Origin of the sequence: Paenibacillus xylanilyticus (genome assembly GCF_047246825.1) — a bacterium.
GTDB lineage: Bacteria > Bacillota > Bacilli > Paenibacillales > Paenibacillaceae > Paenibacillus > Paenibacillus xylanilyticus_B.
This window is the reverse complement of sequence record NZ_JBFOLB010000008.1, coordinates 125,190-145,583: the sequence shown is the minus strand read 5'-3', so window position 1 is coordinate 145,583 and position 20,394 is coordinate 125,190. Positions and strand designations below refer to the sequence as shown.

Genomic DNA, 20,394 nt, shown 5'->3' with positions numbered 1-20,394 from the left:
TAAGCTTTCCTGTCAAAAAAGTAAGGGAGTTGGACATGTGATGATACGATAAAATGTATCATGTTCAAATAACCACCGGAACGTCCATTTCCGGCGGTTATTCCGCTGATTTTTTTTCAAGTCATATATTTAGGAATGCGTCACAGCAGCAGAGGTTTTCGTATGACGAGTCAAGTATTCCTTCATCTTCGCAACCTCGGTTCCTGCCAGCATCATAATACCAATACCATGATTGTCATTCGTTACAGTAAGTAAATCCTTATCATAATATTCTGCAGTAAATGCATACCTTGATCCACTGCACACCCCGTGCACATTGCCTTGTCGATCAATTGCTTTGAAAGTTAGTCCGTTCCATGCCCGCTCAGAAGCTTCAATATAACGGTCAGGCTGCTCTAACCAGCCAAATCGAACCCCCCGCGCAAATCCATAGGCGAACATCGCAGTACAGGAAGCTTCCTGGTATGTCTCCGAATCATTCAACACCTGATGCCATAATCCATCCTTTCCCTGCAGAGCCGCATACCCTTCACATAATTCATTAAAGAAATGGATTAATGCCGGGCGATCAGGGTGCTCTTCAGGCAAAGCCTCCAATACTTCAGTCAGGGAAAATAGTGTCCAGCCATTCCCGCGTCCCCACGGAATACGTGTCGCCTGGTCATATTTAAAATCATATACGTGAGACATAATCTTGAATTCAGGCATAAACAGATACTTGCGGTACAGTATAAATTGTCTGGCTGCTTCGTCCAGAGCAGAGGTGTTGCCTGTCAGGCGGGCATACCGAACGAGAAACGGCGTACTCATATAGAGGTCATCCGCCCACATCGTGTTCTCGGCAAACTCCCCAATGCACTCACGGTAAAACGCACCGTCTTCCTGTCGTTCCAACCGGGTGAGCATAAAATCGGCGATTCGCTCGGCAATCGGCAAAAACGTCGGTTCATGGCATTCCGAGTACGCCTCCAACATGGCTGAACCAAAGGACCCGCAGTTATCCAGCATTTTCAGCATGACCAGCTGCTGATTCACTGCAGGAAATCCATACTGCTCCCGATCCCACAGCGAGTAATCATACATCCGGGTACATGCCTGCACATGTTCTGTTGCATAACGAATAATGTCCGGTCTATGCAAATAACGTCCCGTCTGCAGCAGTCCATATACGGTTACACCCAGCGGATAATCCCAACGACCATAGTTGGTTACACTACCCACGGTCCATTTGTTGCTTAGCATGGCGTTTTCGTAGTAAGGACGAATCCATGCATCCGGTTGATCCAGCTGCCAATACATTCGTTCCGCCTGCACATCCTGGCTACCGGCTCCATTGCTGTCCTGTGACACACTTGACGTGTATACGCGATCTGTCCGCATTATGTCCTGAACATCAGGTTCCACATCAGATTCAAAGGGGCCGACATACATCCACTTCTCTCCTGAAGCTCCATGTACATGTCTGGGCAGCTCAAGTCCCAACTGCTTGCCATTCACGGCTGCGTTTAAAGTAAATTGCCATGGCTCAGCGGTATCACTACTGCATTCACTGCAAACCAGCAGATCGCTCCGGCCGAAAGGTGCATGCACCTCCGACTCAAACGATCCCGCTTCCTTTAATTGTACCGCTGGTATGCCATTCAGCCATATCGATAGTGGACCGGAAGAATGACCGGATAATCGGATGGAGCTGCCCGTCGAATCACTATTGTTCATCCGTGACCAACCATACACCCGCTGTCCCGGAAGATGTCCGTATAATCGCTGCAGGGTAGGCTTGTTCTTCATTTCAACAGGCCATTCCGTTTCAGGCAGCCATTTCAGTTGATGATCTTGTTCCATTCCAAGCAGGTTCCAGTCAGGATGACTGCCTCCGGATGTGATGAAAGAGAGAGCTTCATCTCTGCTTACAGGCTTGGAGTAAACCCATCCGGCCTGTCCCTGACGTTCCTGAAAAGGTGCCAGTACATTCAGAATACGCACTTTCCCTTCATCCGAACCAAACTGGCATCCAAAACCGGCAGGTGTATATTTCATTTCGAGCAATAACGTATTCCAGCCGGGCTTGATGTCGATTCCCAGCTTTACCGTCGAATCCGGATTAATCTCGTCCATCACCGTAGAGCGGTACACCAACTGCTCATTGAAATAGAAACGAACAGGTCCGTAACTGCGGATCAGCACATCCAGATTCCGGTCCTCATCTCCCCAGACCAGCGCTGCGGCATAGGCTAATTGTCCTTTTTGGGTATCAGGGAAACGTTCACTCAGATTGAGATCATACAACCCTTTCTCGTTTTGCAGAATACCCGATTTCTGAAACACCCGATACACAAAGTCCGCCTGCGCATTGGCTCCGATATATCTCTCAGCCAGCACCTTCAACACTTGATCCTGATCCTCCCCAAACCGGTAGTTCATACTCTGCGGTTCATCAAAATACGTTGTCATGGATTGCCACATTCCTTTCCCGTTGTGATTAACAACATCTCTGCAAATGTTATTGCATGAAAAGTCAAGGGTATAGCGCTTAACCTTGGTGAGAATCTCCCTTGCTGGGTCAATTCCTCCTGTTTTACCTCTGAACAGCCAAATATTAAACCCAGTATAACTGACAGGATTGTTGGTGGCTATAGAAATTTGTTTGCGCTTTCAGATAGAATAGATCATAATATCGGTTTAAAAATGGGAAACCCCTGCCGATATAGGTATTAGACTGGAAATTCCACTTTTTGTATGGGAAAGGAAAGATGAGCCTTGAGTATTCTTGAATCTTTGGTAAATGCTATGCCATTTGTAAGACAGATGTTTCGTGATGATGTTTCCATATCCATTAATGATCATGAGAAAGTGCTATATTTTGCCGAAGCTAATGGTCTGGAGATTGGTGTAAACGTAGGTGACGAGCTGCATGAAGACTATAAGGATTTCAAAATGCTGACGAACCGCGATTCCCGTACCGTTGCACGGATGCCGGGCGATCTGCAAGGCAGACCTTTTGATGCGATTCTTATTCCAATTAAAGAGAATGATCAGGTTGTAGGCATATTAGGTGTCAATTACGCGCTGGATAACCATATTACCCTTGAGAAACTCATCGGTGAAAATGAAGCAACCATTAATGCCCTGCTAGGCGGCATCCAGCAAATTGCAGCACATTCGGAGGAACTATCGGCGACTTCGGAAGAGATTTTACGCAACTCCAAACAAGCCGCAGAGAATTCGGTCAGTGTAACCAAGGTAACCAACGTGATTCGTGAAGTATCTGAACAAACCAACCTGCTAGGCCTGAATGCCATGATTGAAGCCGCTCGTGTCGGCGATCTGGGAAGTGGCTTCGGCGTGGTTGCCAGTGAAGTTCGAAAGTTATCGGATCATACCAAGCAGGCAGCTGCAGATATCGAAACCTCACTAGGCAGCGTTCAAAATTCCATGAAGCATATGGAGCTGGAGATCGGTCAGATTACAACCGCAACAGTGGATCAGGCACAGCTGGTCAGCGAGTTTATGCAAAGTATTGAGCAGCTCAGCGAAACCAGTGCGAACTTGAAAAAATTTGTAACAGAGATGCTGGCACTAGAGTAGCAAAGAAGATGTTGATAATAACCACTATAATTTCTCATAAGTACATATATTAAGGCACAAAAAAGGCCTCCAGCTGCATTTTCTAATAACAGGAACACAGCGGAGGCTTTCGTTTGATGAAAATGTAATGCCGTTTAGATTTCCACAGCTACGCCGTAGTGGTCAGATACAACCGGACCATTCTTGCCGTTAAGCACCACGGTCGAAGACTTTGCCTGCACAGGGTGTTTGGAGAAAATATAATCAATACGCAAATCGCGTTTATTATCAGCCCATCCTGCAATGGCTTTGACGACCGTCGCTCCATCATCTTTCTGTTTTGCGGTGGTATAGAGGTCATTCCAACCCCGACCGACCATGTGATCGTAGCCTTGCCCACGCACTTCCGCAACATTATTAAAATCTCCCATGATAAACAGCGGCTGATCCATATAAGGAGCCAATTTGCTCTCGGTCAGTTCCCATTGTCCCTTGAAAGGTTCCTGTTCATCATCCCACCAGTTATAGTGTCCGTTCACAAACCAGGTTGCTTCATCTTCAACGACCGTCTGTATACCCAAAATTTTGCGTGTCCGGTAGTTGCTGTAATCACGCATATGAGAAACGTATTCTCCAAAGGACTGGGTAATCGGCGTTCGGCTCAGAATCGCCAGGCCTTCATCGTATTTGCTAAATCCGATATGAGTCGGAACCCATGTCCAGTAATAGGTATCGGTTAGTTGCGTCAGCAGGACGTAGGCGTAGTTATCCTTTTTAATGACAGCCTCAGGATCGGTGACAACAAAATGCTGCAAGTGTTCCGCGGACAATGCCGCCTCTTGTATCGATTGATTGACCTCCTGCATGGAGATTACATCAAACTGGTGTGTATTGATAAAGTCAGCCAGCTGGCTTATCTTGTTCAACTGATCTTCTTCCGCCCAGGCGTGTGTGTTTAACGTAAGTATTTTCATATATACTCTCTCCTGTTGATTGAATTGACCACTTCGAGGGCCTGTATCGTTCCTGAAAGGAATACATACGATAAGCATACACAATATGGAGCGATAACGCATGCTAGTAGATGAAGGAACACGTGGCTGTTTCGGATTATCTTCATCAAAAAGTCTCTTACAAGTTCTCTCAATCCATGCACGGAGCCGCTCATAACTGATATGATGGATACAGAAAATCCACACCATACATCGTTAATTCGTATGGACCGTTAAACCTATGATTGCCCAGGAGATGGAATGATGAATATACCGATTGACATGAAAATGGATGATGCGCAGTGGCAGCAGCTGATCAGAGAAGTCGCCGAGCACTTTAACAATCTGACGATCATGCGCGGATTCCAATATTATAAACAGAAACGTGTTGGATCATTAACTTTTACCGAACAACATGGAATCAGAGCGGACGTACAAGGCTCCGAAGACTATGAAGTCACCTTGAGTATTCAGTCCCTATCTACTAGTCACTGCACCTGCCCAGTGGGCGCAGCTTGTAAACATATGATTGCTGTCATGATGTCTTATGCCGAGCTGCTGGAACGCCCAGTGCATGCCATTGTGAACGCTCATTCCAGTACGGCCCTGAAACAGGCTCCCAAGCCCGTGGCTTCCATGTCTTCACGCTCGAATTATGTTTCCGACCAGGATGAGGACATTCCCCATCATCAGTACAGTCAGATCAAGGAGCGGGCATTAGAGATTGCAGGCCTGGAGATCACGGAATGGCACGAACTGTTCGAAAAATGTCTGGCCAGGTTGGGTACAGGCACGCCAAGTACAGCGTATGTGCAGGAAGCAGCCGACGAACTCTATGCGATAAAACCCAAGCTGCCTGCTGGCATGGATCAGTTATTTGAATTTCATGTCCACCTGTACCTTATGCAGTACTGCATACCTGCTCGTCATTCGACTACGCATACACCCATCTATCTAAGTTACCCTGCGCAGCTTGCTGTAGATTCACTTCAGAAAGGCGTAGAACAGGTATTAACCCGCCCGCTTCAATTCGCTGATCTGTCAGACAATAAGCTCAAGCAACTGTGGAAACGGCTTGAAGAAACGGTAACGTATCTTCGCACACAGATGATGCCGGAAACATCCACGCTGATGCTATTTACACCAATCTATCGGCAGGTATGGCTGAATTGGATCGTTCCTCACGCACAGTATCAGCAACTGCTCGAATCAGAGTTGAACATCTTGCAGGAAATAGAGGCTCAATTGAAGGAAACAGCAGTCAATACACCAGGCAACAGCGGCGGAAGCGTGCTAAGTGTTGCGAATCTGACGGGCAGCAGCCAGCCGGGCAAGCCTGGAAAATCGCCGCCTTTGCCGCTGGTGCTGGCACAGAGCTGGATGCACTTCCACTTGCAGCAGGATGAACAGGCCTGGCAGCGATTAACCAGCGGAAGTACGGCGTACGGCATCCCGGCAGAGCATCTGCTGCATTTTCTTCATGTACTCGCGGATGAATCAGACTGGAAGCGGCTCGGTGCATGGCTTGCTCAGCTTGGACCACTGCTGGCAAATCGCCGCAATGAACCATTGCAGGATTACATGAAGCTGTGGGATACGACGATTGAACATCTTCCCGAGACTGAAAATCACATGTGGGATACCCTTGTCAGCATGCTCCCTCACTCACGCCCCGCATACGAAGATGCCATGCACAGCCGTGGACAGTGGCGCCGTTGGATTGATTTTCAGTTGAGCACGGAAACGGAGCCGCTAGAATTCCGTGTGGCTGTGCTGCAGCCGATTGAAAAAGACGCACCAGAGCTGCTGCTCCCGTTCTACCATCAGGCGGTTGAGCGATATATTGGACACAAGAACAGGGACGGCTACAAAGCAGCGGTCAAGCTGCTGAAGAGACTGTCCAAACTCTACAAAAAATTGAAGCAAGAGGATCGCTGGGAAGATTTCATTACCGCACTGGCGGTGCGGAACAGCAGACTGCGCGCCCTGCAGGAAGAGCTTCGGAAAGGTAAGTTGATCTCATGAGCCTTATACATCCTTATACCGAAACGATTGAAGTCCATGTGGCATTAACCGGATACGGTGATGCCTTATTCTATGGAGCACTAAATACGCATCATTTTGTATCCGGGCAGTCGCTCAAGCAGCGACTATTTGCCTGGCATGCTCCCTCCTTCTACGGAACAGAGCTGGAGACTAGGCAGATCGAAGATATTGATCTGGTGGTACTGCCTGCGGAAGAAGTTATTCCTTTCTTTGCAGAGATGCATACGCTGCTGCACATTGAATGGAAATGGGACGAGCAGGCAGCTCACCTGATCAGGCTTGCCCCTGCACTCGCTGCCACCATTGAGAACCGGAAGTATGTCCCCAGCTTCACCGCCTTTCGCACAGGTCAGCTGCAATGGAGCTGGGATCTGGATAGTATGAAACCCCAGGATCGGTCAGCTCTGAACAAAGCCCTCGATCAGACGGATGAGAGCTACGCCGAGGGACTCGGCGCAGCCTACTCTGCTTCGGTTTTTCAGCGATGGTATAGCACCGAGGAAGCTGCAACCGATCTGCGGCGCGAGTTCCCTCAATTGTTCCCTCAAGGAGATACGCCGCCAAGAACAGCAGGAATGGATGCCCAGGCCTGGCTTGTCTCCATCGGCTGGAAGGCAGACGCTGCCCCGTTCCGCCCTCTCCTGCAATTGCTGGAGCCGGATGACGATGAACCCGCATGGCGGCTGCGAGTGGTTTTGCAGGACAAGCTGGACGCAGCTACGCTCGTTCCGGTTCGACTGGACTCCCGCGGACGGCTTGAAGGGGAATGGCCAGAAGTGTGGACGGCATTCATTCTTGACCGTTCTGCCGGGTGGCTGGAGCAGCTGCGTGCACATTTGCCGCGAATCAGCCGTTCCATTAGCGGAAGCCGAGATGTGCTAAGTGACCCGCTCAGCGATCAGGAGGCGTGGCAGTTCCTGACGGTGGACAGCGGCAGACTGCTGGAATCCGGCTGGCAGGTACTGCTCCCGGGATGGTGGGAAGCGGCTCGCAAGAAGAAGCCCAAGCTTCGTGCCAAGGTGAAGCCAGAGGAAGGCAGTGAACGTGGACAGTCATTCTTCGGACTGGATTCGATCATTCATTTTGACTGGCGAATTGCGATTGGAGATACCGATCTCAGTGAAGAGGAATTTGCCGATCTCGTTGCTCGCAACGAGCGACTGGTGCGTTTCCGCGGGGAATGGGTTCCGCTTGATCCTGCCCTGTTGGAGCAGATTCGACGGGCCATGGGCGGTGTCGACCGGGAACAGGGGTTGTCGTTTCAGGACATCCTGCACCTGCATCTGCTGCAAAATGAGCAGCGTGAGTATCGTAATCAGAAGCGCCAGGAAGGACAGGAAGAAGAACAGCCACAATCTGCCGAGAACATCAAGCTTGAAGTCGAGCTGAACGAACACCTGAACCGGATCATTGCGCAGCTTGGCGGTGGACAAGGCGGTGCTCCATCCCTTCCCGTTCCAACTGGACTGCATGCCGAACTGCGTTCCTATCAGAAGGAAGGCTTCGCCTGGCTTGGGTTTTTGCGCAGATTCGGCCTCGGAGCATGCCTTGCTGACGATATGGGCCTTGGGAAAACGATTCAGTTCATTACGTATTTGCTGCATATTAAGGAAAACCAGCCGCGGTTACCTGAAGATGCCCCCGCCCTTCTCGTCTGTCCAACTTCGGTATTAGGGAACTGGCAGAAGGAAATCAGTCGTTTTGCACCATCGATCAACGTCAGTCTGCACTATGGAGCACGCAGACTTAGCGGAGATCAATTCAGGGAGCAGACTGAACAGGTGGATATCATCATTACTTCGTATGCCACGGCTACCCTGGACCAAGAAATGTTGCAGGAGTACACTTGGGCATCCATCTGTCTGGATGAGGCACAGAATATTAAAAATGCCCAGACCAAGCAATCCATGGCCGTACGCAGTTTCCCGGCCAAACACCGCATCGCACTGACAGGTACACCGATCGAGAATCGGCTGGCTGAGCTATGGTCCATCTATGATTTCATTAATCCGGGATACCTTGGCAGCGCACGCGCCTTCCAAACCCGGTTTATCAGCGCAATCGAGAAAGACAAGGACGAGCAGCGCATGCAGGATTTGCAGCAGTTGGTCAAGCCATTCATGCTTCGCCGCAAGAAAAAGGATCCGAATATCCAGCTTGATCTGCCGGACAAAAACGAAATGAAGACTTACATTCATCTTACTGGTGAACAAAGTGCCCTATACGACCAATCCGTGCAGGCGCTAATGGATAAAATGAAAGAGCTGGAGGGCATCAAGCGCAAAGGTGCCATTCTGTCCGCATTAACCCAGCTCAAGCAGCTGTGTGACCATCCGCTGCTTCTGACCAAGGAAGCCCTGCCGGAGACGCTGTCTTCGGATGGCTCCAGAACTGAGTATGACCTGTATAGTCCACAGGACATGGCGATGCTGATCAGCCGCTCCGCGAAGCTGGAACGGCTGATGGAACTGGTCCGCGAACTGCGGGAGGAGGGCGAGCGCTGCCTTATTTTCACCCAATACATCGGTATGGGTCAGATGCTGCAGCAAGTTCTCCAGCAGGAGCTCCAAGAACCTGTGCTCTATCTCCATGGTGGTACATCCAAGACAGCACGGGACCGCATGATCGAGCAGTTCCAGTCCCGGACATTGCCTCCGCAAGAGCAGCCCTCGGTCTTCATCCTGTCCATCAAGGCAGGCGGCGTGGGGCTGAATCTGACGGCAGCGAATCATGTATTTCACTTTGACCGCTGGTGGAACCCTGCCGTGGAAAACCAGGCCACCGACCGTGCGTACCGAATGGGGCAAACGAAGGACGTTCAGGTTCACAAATTCATCTCCCTCGGCACGTTGGAAGAGCGCATAGATGAAATGTTGGAGAGCAAGCAGCAGCTCAGTGACAACATCATCACCAGTTCCGAGAATTGGATTACCGAGCTGTCGACAGACGAACTGAAAGATCTCTTCACTCGTCGTCGCGACTGGTCGGGTTAAAATAGAAGCTGCTATAACAGCAGTCCATGTCCAAAAACACCAAAAGAGCGAAGTTACCGACCATGAGTCGAGAACTTCGCTTTTTGGTATGCCTAATGACCATTGATCACGAAGGGTCAATAAAAAATTAACGCATATTGCCGATGATGGATGATCTTGAATCCTGCATCTTTTTGATGAAGTTCGTCATCACGTCAAAAAGCCTCATTGCGTTTGTTGGACAAGGACTGCAAAGCCAGCCTTCTCACAACGTAAGGAACGACAATAGAAGTCAGAATGACCGCAAAAGCAATCTGCGCAACGGCCGTTTCCACATAAGGCGCATATGCGGGGTCAAACCCAGCTGCCATGGAGGGTACTACCATGGACAATCCTGCTACTGAACAGGTCGCCGCGGCTGCATAACCTGGACGTCTCAACACAACACGATCTATGCCAATTAAGGGTAACATGCACAGGAATAAAAACAGGACTGTGACGAGCAGCCCCGACAGGCTGGACTGAAAGGCAACGCGCAGGTCAATGTTAGAACCGAAGCTAGTCCCAAGGAAAGGCAACAGAATGAGCGTACCTGGAGCAAACATTTTCTGAATGCTGCTATCCAGGTTACCCAGCAATATACCGATCAGAAAGGGCAACAATGTTGCAATTACGCTTGCATAGTCAATGCCTACACCGCTAGCCGAATTGAGAATCATCACCGGAATAATCGGCACAGCAATCAGATTCAGAATACCGAATGCGGCCCGATCCACATGATCACCATAGGAGTTCATTAGAGCCAGATACAGACCTGGATTGCTGCTTGTAAGTACTGCTATAAATGCCACGGCCGAGACCCCGCCAATACCACCAATCCCAAAAAAGTGCACAAACGCCCAACCGATCAACACGCTGATCATTATCCGTGATACACATAGGACGCCCGCCCTCTTCAAAGTGGTTACAAGCTGGGACAAATTCAGCTGGGTTCCAGAGACAAGCAGAATCATGCCGATAAGAACCATAGTGCCTTTGGAAGTGAATAGTGCCGTGGTTGGGTCCCCGATCTGAAAAAGCGACGGAAATGCGGTGTTAATTACGGCGGCGATCAGCATGGGAACGATTAGCAAGCCTCCGGGTATTTTCTTGACTCGACCAAGAATATTCATGGAATTAGAGCTGCTCTCCATTCGTCTTTATCACATTTTGATACCAATAAAATGAATCCTTACGATATCGTTTCATCGTTCCATTCCCATAATCATCCTGATCCACGTAGATGAATCCATAGCGCTTGCTCATCTCGGAGGTTCCGGAACTGATCATGTCAATCGGGCCCCACATGGTGTATCCCAACACATTTACGCCGTCCGCAATTGCGAGCCCCATCTGCTCAATATGTTTGCTTAGGAAGTCAATTCTGTAAGGATCATTCACTGTCCCGTCCTCGTTCAGTTTATCGTAAAAACCCGAGCTGTTTTCAAGGATGAACACCGGCTTTTGGTACCGATCATAGACGAGATTAAGTGTGTATCTGAGTCCGACCGGGTCAATCTGCCAGCCCCACTCGTTGGCAGGCAAGTGCGGATTTTTATAGACACTATGCACGTTACCGGCCGTTAATTCAAGCTGTTCGGTATCACTGCTGGAGATCATCGAATTGTAGTACGACATACCAACATAGTCGGCGGTGTGTGCCCGAATGCTGTCCAAATCGCCATCCTCCACTTTCAACTGGATACCCTTCCTTGTAAAATACGTTTTGGCATAGTATGGATACTCACCCTTATTCAGCACATCCAAGAAAAACTGATTTTTCATCTGGTCATCCTGTTGCATCTGGAGCGCATCCTCCGGCTTGCAAGTATAAGGATAGGTTGTGAAATAAGCCACCATGCTGCCAATCATATTTTCGGAATCGATCTCGTGCGCCATCTTGGTTACTCTGGATGCAGCCACAAATTGATGGTGCAGTCCCTGGAATAACATTTCTTCATAATTCGGCTTGTCGTATTCAATAATACCCAGCGTCTTCGCCCCTGCCTTTACGCTCATGTTGATCTCATTGAATGTGACCCAGTATTTCACCTTGCCTTTATATCGGTTAAACAGCACGTCGCAATAATTCACGTATAGATCAATCAACTTGCGGTTATACCAACCGCCGAACTTGTCGATTAGCACGATTGGCATATCAAAGTGACTGATTGTGATCAGGGGCTTCATACCATGCTTCAGACATTCATCAATCACTTGGTCATAAAACTGAAGTGCTTTCTCGTTCGGAGCCGGATCATCCCCGTTCGGGAATACTCTGGCCCATGAGATCGAATAACGGAATACCTTGAAGCCCATCTCGGCGAACAGCGCAATGTCTTCTCTAAATGTATGGTAAAAGTCGATCCCCCGACGTTTTGGATATTTTATGGTGTCGGGGTCATTCTTCGCTTCTTCGATCATCTCCCGATTGATTCGAATCTGCTTGGTCACCTTGCGATCATTCTTCTCGTTAAACTTCATTACTTCTGGTATGGTGAGGCTTTTGCCGTCCAGATCATAAGCTCCTTCTGCCTGACATGCGGAAAGCGCTCCTCCCCATAAGAAATCTTTTGGAAATCTTGAATTTGTCATCATATTTTCCTCCTATTTGTTGAGTATACGTTCGGTTTGTTTTAGCAAGTTACTCATGGGATGAGCTTGAGCAAAGCTTCGCTTTCCCGAACTGGGCCACTGGTAGCTGTCGTCAATACATCTCCAAAATTCTGCATATTGGTTACAACAATGGATGTAATCGTGTTATACCCCGCCGACTTGATGCCTTCAGGATCAAACTCCACCAATAAATCACCTGCTTTGATGGCCTGTCCTTGTTCAATAAGGGCATTAAAATACTTCCCTTTCAAGCTGACGGTATCGACTCCAATATGAATCAGAATTTCTACTCCGTTCACAGCCTTCAATCCGATTGCATGTTTGGTACGGTATAATGCCTCAACTACGCCATCAAAAGGAGCAAACACCTTCCCTTCTGTTGGAACAATGGCAATGCCTTTACCCATGAGTTCCTGGGCAAATGCCTGATCCTCAACCTCTGTGATCGATTTAATTTCCCCGGTCATTGGACTGACAATCAGCATGTCCGAAGAAGATGCCGATGTCTGAGTGGACGCTTGTTCTTCATTCGCTCCTGTGTTAACAGTAGTTTGGATATTGTCAGCTGCATCTGTAGTTTGCTGTTTTGTTTTCACTCCATCCGTATCTTCCTTGATACCTGCCAGGAGGGTGAACACAAAACCCAGTACGACTGCGGCAACAGAACCAATGACCACATAGATGTAACGGTCAGCGGTGTACGTCCCTAAGGCCAGGATGCCGGGCAGAGAAATTGCGGTAGCACTGGTATGAACCAGACTATAAAACCCACCGACCAGGCCAGCCGCTGCGCAACCTGCAAAAAATGGCCGTTTGTATCGCAGTGTAACCCCGTAGATGGCTGGTTCGGTAATCCCGAACAAAGCTGTAAATCCGCTAGAACCGGCGGCAGATTTCATCGTTTTACTTTTCGTCAGTACAAACACGCCGAACGCCGCTCCCGCCTGAGCCAGATTCGCTGCCAGTGCAGAAGGCAGCAGCACGGTTGAACCCAGGCTCGCCACTTGCTGTACCTGAATGGGCATAAGCGCATAGTGCATGCCGAACATAACCATGATCGGTTTGAAAAAGCCAAGAATCAAACCGGCAAGAATGCCGACTGTGGAGAATAGATAGTTGATTCCCTGAGTGAGCCAGTCACCGATATACGAACCGATGGGTCCAAGTACAATGAGCTCAAGCGGAATCATGATAAACAGCACCACCATCGGGGTAAGCAGAACCCGCAGAAACTTAGGTATAAACTGATCGACAAATCGGTACACATAGCTCATGATCCATACGGCCAAAATGACGGGAATGACCGAGGATGAATACTTCATGAGCAGAATCGGCATTCCCAGGAAATCAATCGTGTCAACGCCTGTATCAGCGATCTGGGCAGCAGCATTCAGAATGGTTGGATGCATTAGTCCGGCTGCAAGTGCCACTGCGAGATATGGATTGGTTTTGAACTTATGTGCCGCGCTTACCGCTAGGAAGAAAGGCAGGAAATAGAAGATCAGATCACCAATCATGTTGACGATCACCAAGAATCCCGAGCCTTCCAGCCATCCCAATGCAGCAATCACTGTGGCAACACATTTGATCATTCCGCACCCAATGAGGGCAGGAAGCACCGGAGTGAATATGCCTGCAATCGTCTCCAGCACCGTATTGACCGGGTTACGTTTCTTCTTCGGTCCGCTGCTATCGGCGGATTGGTCCACCCCACCAAATTGGTCTGAAGTCAGATTTTTCACTTCACTGTATATCGCATCTACCTTGGCTCCAATGACGACTTGAATTTGACCTCCAGAATTCTGTGCCTTGAGCACTCCTTCCAGTTGGTCCAATGCCTTCAAATCGGCTTTGGCATCATCCTTTAATACAAATCTCAACCGGGTTGCGCAGTGTGTTAGACCCGAAATATTTTGTTCGCCGCCAACAAGTTCCAGCACGTTTTTGGCTAAGTCTTTGTTGTTCATGACCCTGCTCCTCTACATGAAAAGATAAAATAGTTCATATTTTTATATAAAAAATGACCAAGCCGGGGAATCGTCATTCCCTACGCTTGGTCATGCCTGATCGAATCAGTAACAGTCCAGATTGGATATTCAGCTATTCGTTGGAGATTAGTCGTTGTATGTGAAGAATCAGATATAACTTTTCATCGTCGGAACAGGTCCAGCCATAATTTTTTTTCAAAAAATCAGCGATCTTCTCAACACAGGCGAGTTCCTTCGGAAACTTCTCCTTCACCATAAGGAACAAGGATTCATTCTCGTCCTTGAGCGATTTACCACTCATCTGTCTCATGATAAAGTATCTGATATGTGTCGCAAACCTCATAAAATGGATGGAATCTTCCTGAAAGTCTATTTTTAGTGCGTATTTGATTACGGATAATATTTCACCTGTCACTGTAGTCACCTTGGTGGTATCCGACATCTCTCCCGAACCGACCTGAGCATTCACAAAATGCAGGGCGATCAGTGTTTTTTCTGCTGGCGGCAGCATGACACCTGTCTGTTCATGAATTCGTTGAATTGCAGCCTCACCCACCCGTGTCTCGTCAGGGTAAAGTGTCCGGACTTCCCATTCCAGCGGGTTCTTGATATTAATGCCCTCTCTGGTTCGAGTCAGTGCAAAACTAATGTGGTCGGACAAGGTGAGAAGCAGGTTCGGGTTAAATTGCTTGTTCAGAATCTGACTGCCAAGCTTAATGACTTCCTCTGCCAAATAGATATCCTCGATTGGAATACTGTTCAACAAGTCATACATGCGAATATTTTTAGGTGCTACAAAGATTTTCTCCACCAGATCAGTCTCAGTCAATTCGTATGGCGTTTTCAGGAACCCTACGCCTTTCCCTACCACAAAAACTTCTTCATTACTATCGTTAATGGCAATGGCCACATTGTTATTGACCTTCTTGATAACCTTCAATGTTCTCACCTCCCGACAAAAATAAAAAAGACCGAAAGCGATTACAGTTAAGTAATCGAATTCGGTCATGCCTGGCTCTCCCAGTAACAGTCCGTGTTAAGTATATACATATTATTATATGCCCATTCTCTGAAATGTCAATCGCCCAATATAAGGAAACCACTCCACCCCGATTATTCATATGAAGGGTAAAGCGCGCTCCGACTCGTCCATATAGAGCAAACCTTTTTCCCTTTTTAAAATTAATTGTGACCATATACACCACCTGAAAGTCTAATTCATGTAAAAACCAGCGGGAAGCTGTTTCCCGTATTCCAGAAAGGAGCTGTTACCCATGGATCCAACCGATCTCGTTAACCAGGCCATTCAGGGAGATCGTGATGCCTTTATCAGGCTCATCAGAGAAATCGAAAATTCCCTATACAATACAGCAAAATCCATGCTGCGAAAAGAGGAGGACGTGGCTGATGCCATTCAGGAGACCATTTTAAAAGCTTATAAATCCATGCATACGCTCCGCGAACCCCAATATTTTAAGACATGGATGTTCCGCATCCTTATTAATGAATGCAACACCATGCTGTCCCGTCGCTCCCTCTCAACATCATACGCAGAGGTACCTGCCAAGCAGGAACAAGCCAGTCCCTACGATGAGGTGGATATGAGAGAAGCGGTTGATCGGCTTGAAGAATCAAAACGAATCGTCATTGTGCTGCATTATTTTGAAGACCTCACCCTGCGACAGGTCGCAGATACGCTGAATATATCCGAGAGTGCGGTGAAAATGAGGCTGACTCGGGCAAGGCAGGAACTATATCAGAAATTTAAAAACTTTCGGGAGGTAAAATTACATGTCAAACCCATTTAATATCGAGCAGGAATTAAAAGAACAAGCAAAGGAGCGTCCCGTCATGTCTAAACTTGTGCGCACTCGAATCGATGCCACCCTTGAATCATTGCCCGAGCCCTCCACATCCAGTTTAAAGGATGCTCAGCGCCCCATTCGCCTTCACAAGGGATTACGCCGAACAGCCGTCGCTACCATCGCAGCCGGAGTATTGGGCGTGACTGTATTTGCCTCTGGTTTTGTATCTCCAGTTATGGCAGACTCCTTGCGTAATATTCCATTGGTGGGCAGTCTCTTCAGTTCCATTGAAGCCGATATGGGACTGAGAACCGCAGGTGAAGAAGGTCTGACGCAGATCGTGAACAGCAATGTATCTTACCAGGATGTGAAGCTTGAAGTTTTGGAAACGGTCTATGATGGTACACGTGCAGCCTTTTTGGTTCACTTCACCGCGCCTAATCTGAATAAAGGTAAATATGACAACGGCAAAGACATTGTGGAACTGAGCAATGGAGTTGATAACGTCTTTTTCAATGTGAAAGGAACAAGCCAGGAGGGCGGTCTGTTCTACAGTTCCATAGGGGAAACAGAGCCGGATACACTTCTGTTCGAACAGGTTATTCCTTCCGACCAAGCGGCTGCTGGACTCCCGGATCAGTTTAACGCCGAGGTTACATTAACGCTGCAGGGCATTGATCATGAGTTCAAGCTGGATATTCCTTTTACCAAATCAACTGATGACATTCAGCATGTTCAACCCAACACGGTTGTTTCCAATGATCAATTTACTGCATCCGTTACGGAAGCTGAGGTTACGCCGATTACAACACGGTTGTCTACGGTTATTTCATTAAACAACAAGAGCACACTCACGACTAAGGATGAAGACCAGTTACGCAGTATTGGGTTCGCGATCTACGATGATCAGGGCCAACAACTGACTGCACTAAACGGCGAGGGCCTGTACGAGGGTACCCAGTTAAAATCGGAACGAATCTATGCCACCACATCTGGCGATCCGAAGTACTTGATTGTGAAGCCTTTTGAGATCGAAGATGACTTCGCAGAAGAAATCAAAGATACGCAATTTATCAAAGGAATGGAAATGAAGATTGAGCTAAATCAGCCGTAAATCATAGCTTTGTAAAGGAGTCGTCCCGTGTCCATTCAACATACGATTACATCCATAACCGTACTCGGTCCACTGTTCATCCTGTTTCTAATTGCCCTGGTGGTTTGTACCAGGGTAATTAGAATTAGATACACTTCAAAGCAATATGCCCTCATCATTGCATTTGCAGTTTACATTTTGGGAGTAATGCATTTTGTATTCTTCCCGATCGACATCAACATCGGAGTGTATGCCAATCAGACACCTTGGTACAAGACCATTCAATGGATCCCCCTCCTCACCGCAGATATACCGAGTTTTGCACTGAACATTTTATTGTTCTTGCCACTGGGGTTCATGCTTCCTATATTGAGCCCTTTGGTTACCTCTATGCGGGAGGCCGCAAGGGCTGGATTGATCTTAAGTCTTCTCATAGAAATGCTGCAGCTTCTTATTCGGGTTACTCTGGGGAATGGCCGCAGCACAGATATCAATGACTTAATCGCCAATACTGCGGGAAGTTTGCTCGGTTTTCTCATTCTTAAGTGGTTTGATAAAAGAGCCATTGGACAGCGCCTGCTCAACCCATGGAAGCTTTCACACGGCATATTCCGCAAAGATATGCATTAGATTGCTGGCTGTAAAGACTCACCCCCTAGTAGGCAAAACATGGTCACTTCCTTCAGATGAAAAATGTGATGCGCTATGGTACAATGAAGGAATTGTGTATTCACAGACAGACATGTGGATAATGACCTAAATCAATTTTGATTTACTGTCCATTATCCATGACCATGCTGCCATTCTAGGGAGGTTTATGGAACAACCATGCTCATTATTGGTATCGCCGGAGGAACCGGCTCCGGTAAAACGACGGTAGCTCGCTCCGTCATCGACCGTCTTGGATCAGGCAAAGTGACGTTTATATCCCAGGACAACTATTACAAAGATCAGTCGCAGCTCACTCCAGAGCAGCGCCGACTCACCAATTACGATCATCCGTTTGCATTCGACAATGATCTGTTGATTGAGCATCTTACCCTGCTGAAGCAAGGACAAACGGCATATGCTCCCGTATATGACTTCACCATAGATAACCGTGCAGCCGATGAAACGGTTGAACTTGCACCAAACCATATTGTCATTGTGGAAGGACTGCATGTGCTCATCGACGAACATCTGCGTGCCCTGCTGGACATCAAGGTATTTGTCGATACCGATTCCGATGTTCGCATTCTGCGCAGAGTGCTGCGGGATATTGAGGAACGTGGACGTACAATCCAATCCGTTTATAAACAATATCTCGAAACCGTCAAACCGATGCACGATGCTTTTATCGAGCCTTCCAAAAAGTACGCGGACATTATCATCCCTGAAGGTGGACATAATGAAGTCGGCATTCAGATGTTGTCCATTTTGACCGAGAAGTACCTGACCGGCGAAAAATGGAACGGCGCATAACATTATCGAATACTAAGTATAGCCGTCCACCCTGCTCTTATTGGAGCTGAATAAGATGGTCATTGAAATCCAGGCTGCCTCTTTCGCAGTCTGGATTTTTTGTTTAATCCTGATTCTCTCTTTTCAAATGGGTGGAAATGGGTTATTCTTGAAATATAAGAATTTGACCATAAAATATGATGAACCTCTACCTTAAAGCATAAGGCTATGAATTTGCGGATTCGTGGCCTTTTTTTGTGTTTTTTGAGGCTGGATGGGTCTAGAGGAGGGGTTTTCACACCTTAAAAGGATCGTTAAAGTTGATAAATAATACCAAATGCCTAGTTATACATGGTAGAATATTGATGATTATTACAAATTTAGTATCTAGTAGTATCAAGTACATACTAAGCATTTTGCAAATCCCAAAAGTGTCTTTCAATCAGAAGATATAGATCGAAATGCTTCTATTCGACTATATCTTGTACCTGGGAGCGAGGTAAATCGAATTATGCAAAATGCTGTACAACCAGAAAGTAAAATTGGAAAGGAGTAGTATTCATGAAGAAAATGATTCTATCTGGAGTTACGGCATTGGCTTTGTTCACAGGAGGCGTTATAGGTTCTGGGAGTAACGGAAGTTCGGTAGAGGCTGCTCAAGCTACGCTAAAATTCAAAGACGTCCCTTCGACACACTGGGCTGCCGCAGCGATCAACTCCGCAGTAGAACAAGGATTTTTCAAGGGGTATTCCGATGGAACATTCAAACCAAGTTCTCCTGTAACCAAGGCTGAAATGGCAAGTATTCTTGGACGACTGACAGATCAACCTAATGCTGCTGCACAAGAAGCAAACAGCTTCACCGACGTGCCTGAGTGGGCAAAAGGTGGCGTATCCTCTGCGATCGCAAAAGGCTTCATCATCCCTTCCAACTACAATGGAAAACTCGATGCCAAAGCATCTCTGACACGCGGAGAAATGGCAACTTGGCTGGCGCAGGGGCTGACAGTAGTTGACCCGGATTATAAACAAGCTTTATCTGATGTAACCAACACCGTGATACCTGCAAAAGAGTATTTCACTGGGAAACTGGCAAGCAACCAAAAAAATGCAGTCGCTGTTGCTCTCGGTACGGGGCTGATGAGTGTCGCTAGCGATAAAAACTTTGGAACCGATCGTACAACGACAAGGGCCGAAGTTGCTGTTCTGATCTCACGTTATGTTAGTGTGGCCAAAACGAAACCTGCTGATTTTCAGGGGTTGAATGAGTTGCGTGAGGTGGGTTTGACTGGAACGAATTTGAGCATTATTGCACCTAAGTATAAGATGTATCCTGAAAGAAGGCTCCCCAAATCATATGATTACAGTAAAGTTACAGATGACTTTTCAAAGATTCGTAATGAAGAATTGGTCACAGTCACTAACTATGCTGATCTTAGATTAAAAAACTGGATTGTGGTCAACCCATACGTACAATTGAGTGAGAGAAGTATTTACTATCCTGTATTTGTTGATGAGAAAGATCGGCTTATTAGAGGAGCCTATTATTCATTTGTTGAGTTTGATATAAATATCAAGAACTCAATGAATCAATTACAAGGTGGCAGTTTGATTAACTCTGCAACCATTAATCCTCTTAGGTCTCCTAATAGTGAAGCAGTATTCGCTTATAATGTACCTCGTATTAGTGAATTAATCGGTGCAAGAGGTTTATTTAACGTAAAAAATCCAGTTTATTGGGCGGAAGGTTTATTGCATTTTGATAAAGAACTGGATCCAGAAGTTCTTCTTGTACTCAAAAATGGGACTATTTACGGAGTAACAGCAAAGCAATAACTA

14 protein-coding genes are annotated in these 20,394 nt (G+C 47.3%); 8 read left to right on the top strand and 6 right to left on the bottom strand.

Annotated elements, in window-relative coordinates; genetic code table 11:
* Window positions 1-129 precede the first annotated feature (129 nt).
* The gene (locus AB3N00_RS28075; RefSeq protein ID WP_413037460.1) at window positions 130-2,451 is read right to left on the bottom strand and encodes a glycoside hydrolase family 88/105 protein; all 2,322 of its coding nucleotides are present in this window, start codon (window positions 2,449-2,451) and stop codon (window positions 130-132) included.
* A 324-nt stretch (window positions 2,452-2,775) separates the two neighbouring features.
* Between AB3N00_RS28075 and AB3N00_RS28070 the strand changes: the two genes are divergently transcribed.
* Entirely contained in the window at window positions 2,776-3,585 is an 810-nt protein-coding gene (locus AB3N00_RS28070) for a methyl-accepting chemotaxis protein (RefSeq protein WP_413037459.1), read from the top strand.
* 134 nt (window positions 3,586-3,719) lie between these two features.
* Here the strand turns inward: AB3N00_RS28070 and AB3N00_RS28065 are convergent, their stop codons facing one another.
* On the bottom strand, window positions 3,720-4,538 hold the full coding sequence (locus AB3N00_RS28065) for an endonuclease/exonuclease/phosphatase family protein (RefSeq protein WP_413037458.1): 819 nt from the start codon (window positions 4,536-4,538) through the stop codon (window positions 3,720-3,722).
* 282 nt (window positions 4,539-4,820) lie between these two features.
* On the opposite strand from AB3N00_RS28065, the gene AB3N00_RS28060 reads away from it, so the two are divergent.
* Together AB3N00_RS28060 and AB3N00_RS28055 are read left to right on the top strand one after the other, a co-directional pair.
* Window positions 4,821-6,581 carry an SWIM zinc finger family protein gene (locus AB3N00_RS28060; RefSeq protein WP_413037457.1) on the top strand — a complete coding sequence of 587 codons (1,761 nt, stop codon included), beginning with the start codon at window positions 4,821-4,823 and terminating at the stop codon, window positions 6,579-6,581.
* Window positions 6,582-6,586: 5 nt separating this feature from the next.
* Window positions 6,587-9,595 carry a DEAD/DEAH box helicase gene (locus AB3N00_RS28055; protein ID WP_413037467.1) on the top strand — a complete coding sequence of 1,003 codons (3,009 nt, stop codon included), beginning with the start codon at window positions 6,587-6,589 and terminating at the stop codon, window positions 9,593-9,595.
* A gap of 194 nt (window positions 9,596-9,789) precedes the next feature.
* Here AB3N00_RS28055 and AB3N00_RS28050 read toward each other — a convergent pair whose 3' ends face one another.
* The 4 genes from AB3N00_RS28050 to AB3N00_RS28035 all read right to left on the bottom strand — a co-directional run bounded on the left by AB3N00_RS28050 (window position 9,790) and on the right by AB3N00_RS28035 (window position 15,157).
* Window positions 9,790-10,746, bottom strand: coding sequence for a 2-keto-3-deoxygluconate permease (locus tag AB3N00_RS28050; RefSeq protein ID WP_413037456.1), 957 nt, complete (start codon window positions 10,744-10,746; stop codon window positions 9,790-9,792).
* 4 nt (window positions 10,747-10,750) lie between these two features.
* Window positions 10,751-12,208, bottom strand: coding sequence for a glycoside hydrolase family 1 protein (locus tag AB3N00_RS28045; RefSeq protein WP_413037455.1), 1,458 nt, complete (start codon window positions 12,206-12,208; stop codon window positions 10,751-10,753).
* Between the two features lie 53 nt (window positions 12,209-12,261).
* Window positions 12,262-14,196, bottom strand: a complete 1,935-nt coding sequence (locus tag AB3N00_RS28040) for a beta-glucoside-specific PTS transporter subunit IIABC (RefSeq protein WP_413037454.1) — start codon at window positions 14,194-14,196, stop codon at window positions 12,262-12,264.
* Window positions 14,197-14,329: 133 nt separating this feature from the next.
* Window positions 14,330-15,157, bottom strand: coding sequence for a PRD domain-containing protein (locus tag AB3N00_RS28035; protein WP_413037453.1), 828 nt, complete (start codon window positions 15,155-15,157; stop codon window positions 14,330-14,332).
* A 334-nt stretch (window positions 15,158-15,491) separates the two neighbouring features.
* On the opposite strand from AB3N00_RS28035, the gene AB3N00_RS28030 reads away from it, so the two are divergent.
* The 5 genes from AB3N00_RS28030 to AB3N00_RS28010 all read left to right on the top strand — a co-directional run bounded on the left by AB3N00_RS28030 (window position 15,492) and on the right by AB3N00_RS28010 (window position 20,391).
* Window positions 15,492-16,025 carry a sigma-70 family RNA polymerase sigma factor gene (locus AB3N00_RS28030; RefSeq protein ID WP_413037452.1) on the top strand — a complete coding sequence of 178 codons (534 nt, stop codon included), beginning with the start codon at window positions 15,492-15,494 and terminating at the stop codon, window positions 16,023-16,025.
* Window positions 16,009-17,136: a DUF4179 domain-containing protein gene (locus AB3N00_RS28025; protein WP_413037451.1), complete on the top strand. Its 1,128-nt coding sequence runs from the start codon at window positions 16,009-16,011 to the stop codon at window positions 17,134-17,136. The genes AB3N00_RS28030 and AB3N00_RS28025 overlap by 17 nt, the downstream gene beginning before the upstream one ends.
* Window positions 17,137-17,163: 27 nt before the next feature.
* Window positions 17,164-17,745 carry a VanZ family protein gene (locus AB3N00_RS28020; RefSeq protein ID WP_413037450.1) on the top strand — a complete coding sequence of 194 codons (582 nt, stop codon included), beginning with the start codon at window positions 17,164-17,166 and terminating at the stop codon, window positions 17,743-17,745.
* A 198-nt stretch (window positions 17,746-17,943) separates the two neighbouring features.
* Window positions 17,944-18,576 (top strand): uridine kinase, encoded by a 633-nt coding sequence (gene udk, locus AB3N00_RS28015; RefSeq protein WP_175393910.1) that lies wholly within the window; start codon window positions 17,944-17,946, stop codon window positions 18,574-18,576.
* A 540-nt stretch (window positions 18,577-19,116) separates the two neighbouring features.
* Window positions 19,117-20,391, top strand: a complete 1,275-nt coding sequence (locus AB3N00_RS28010) for an S-layer homology domain-containing protein (RefSeq protein ID WP_413037449.1) — start codon at window positions 19,117-19,119, stop codon at window positions 20,389-20,391.
* Window positions 20,392-20,394 lie beyond the last annotated feature (3 nt).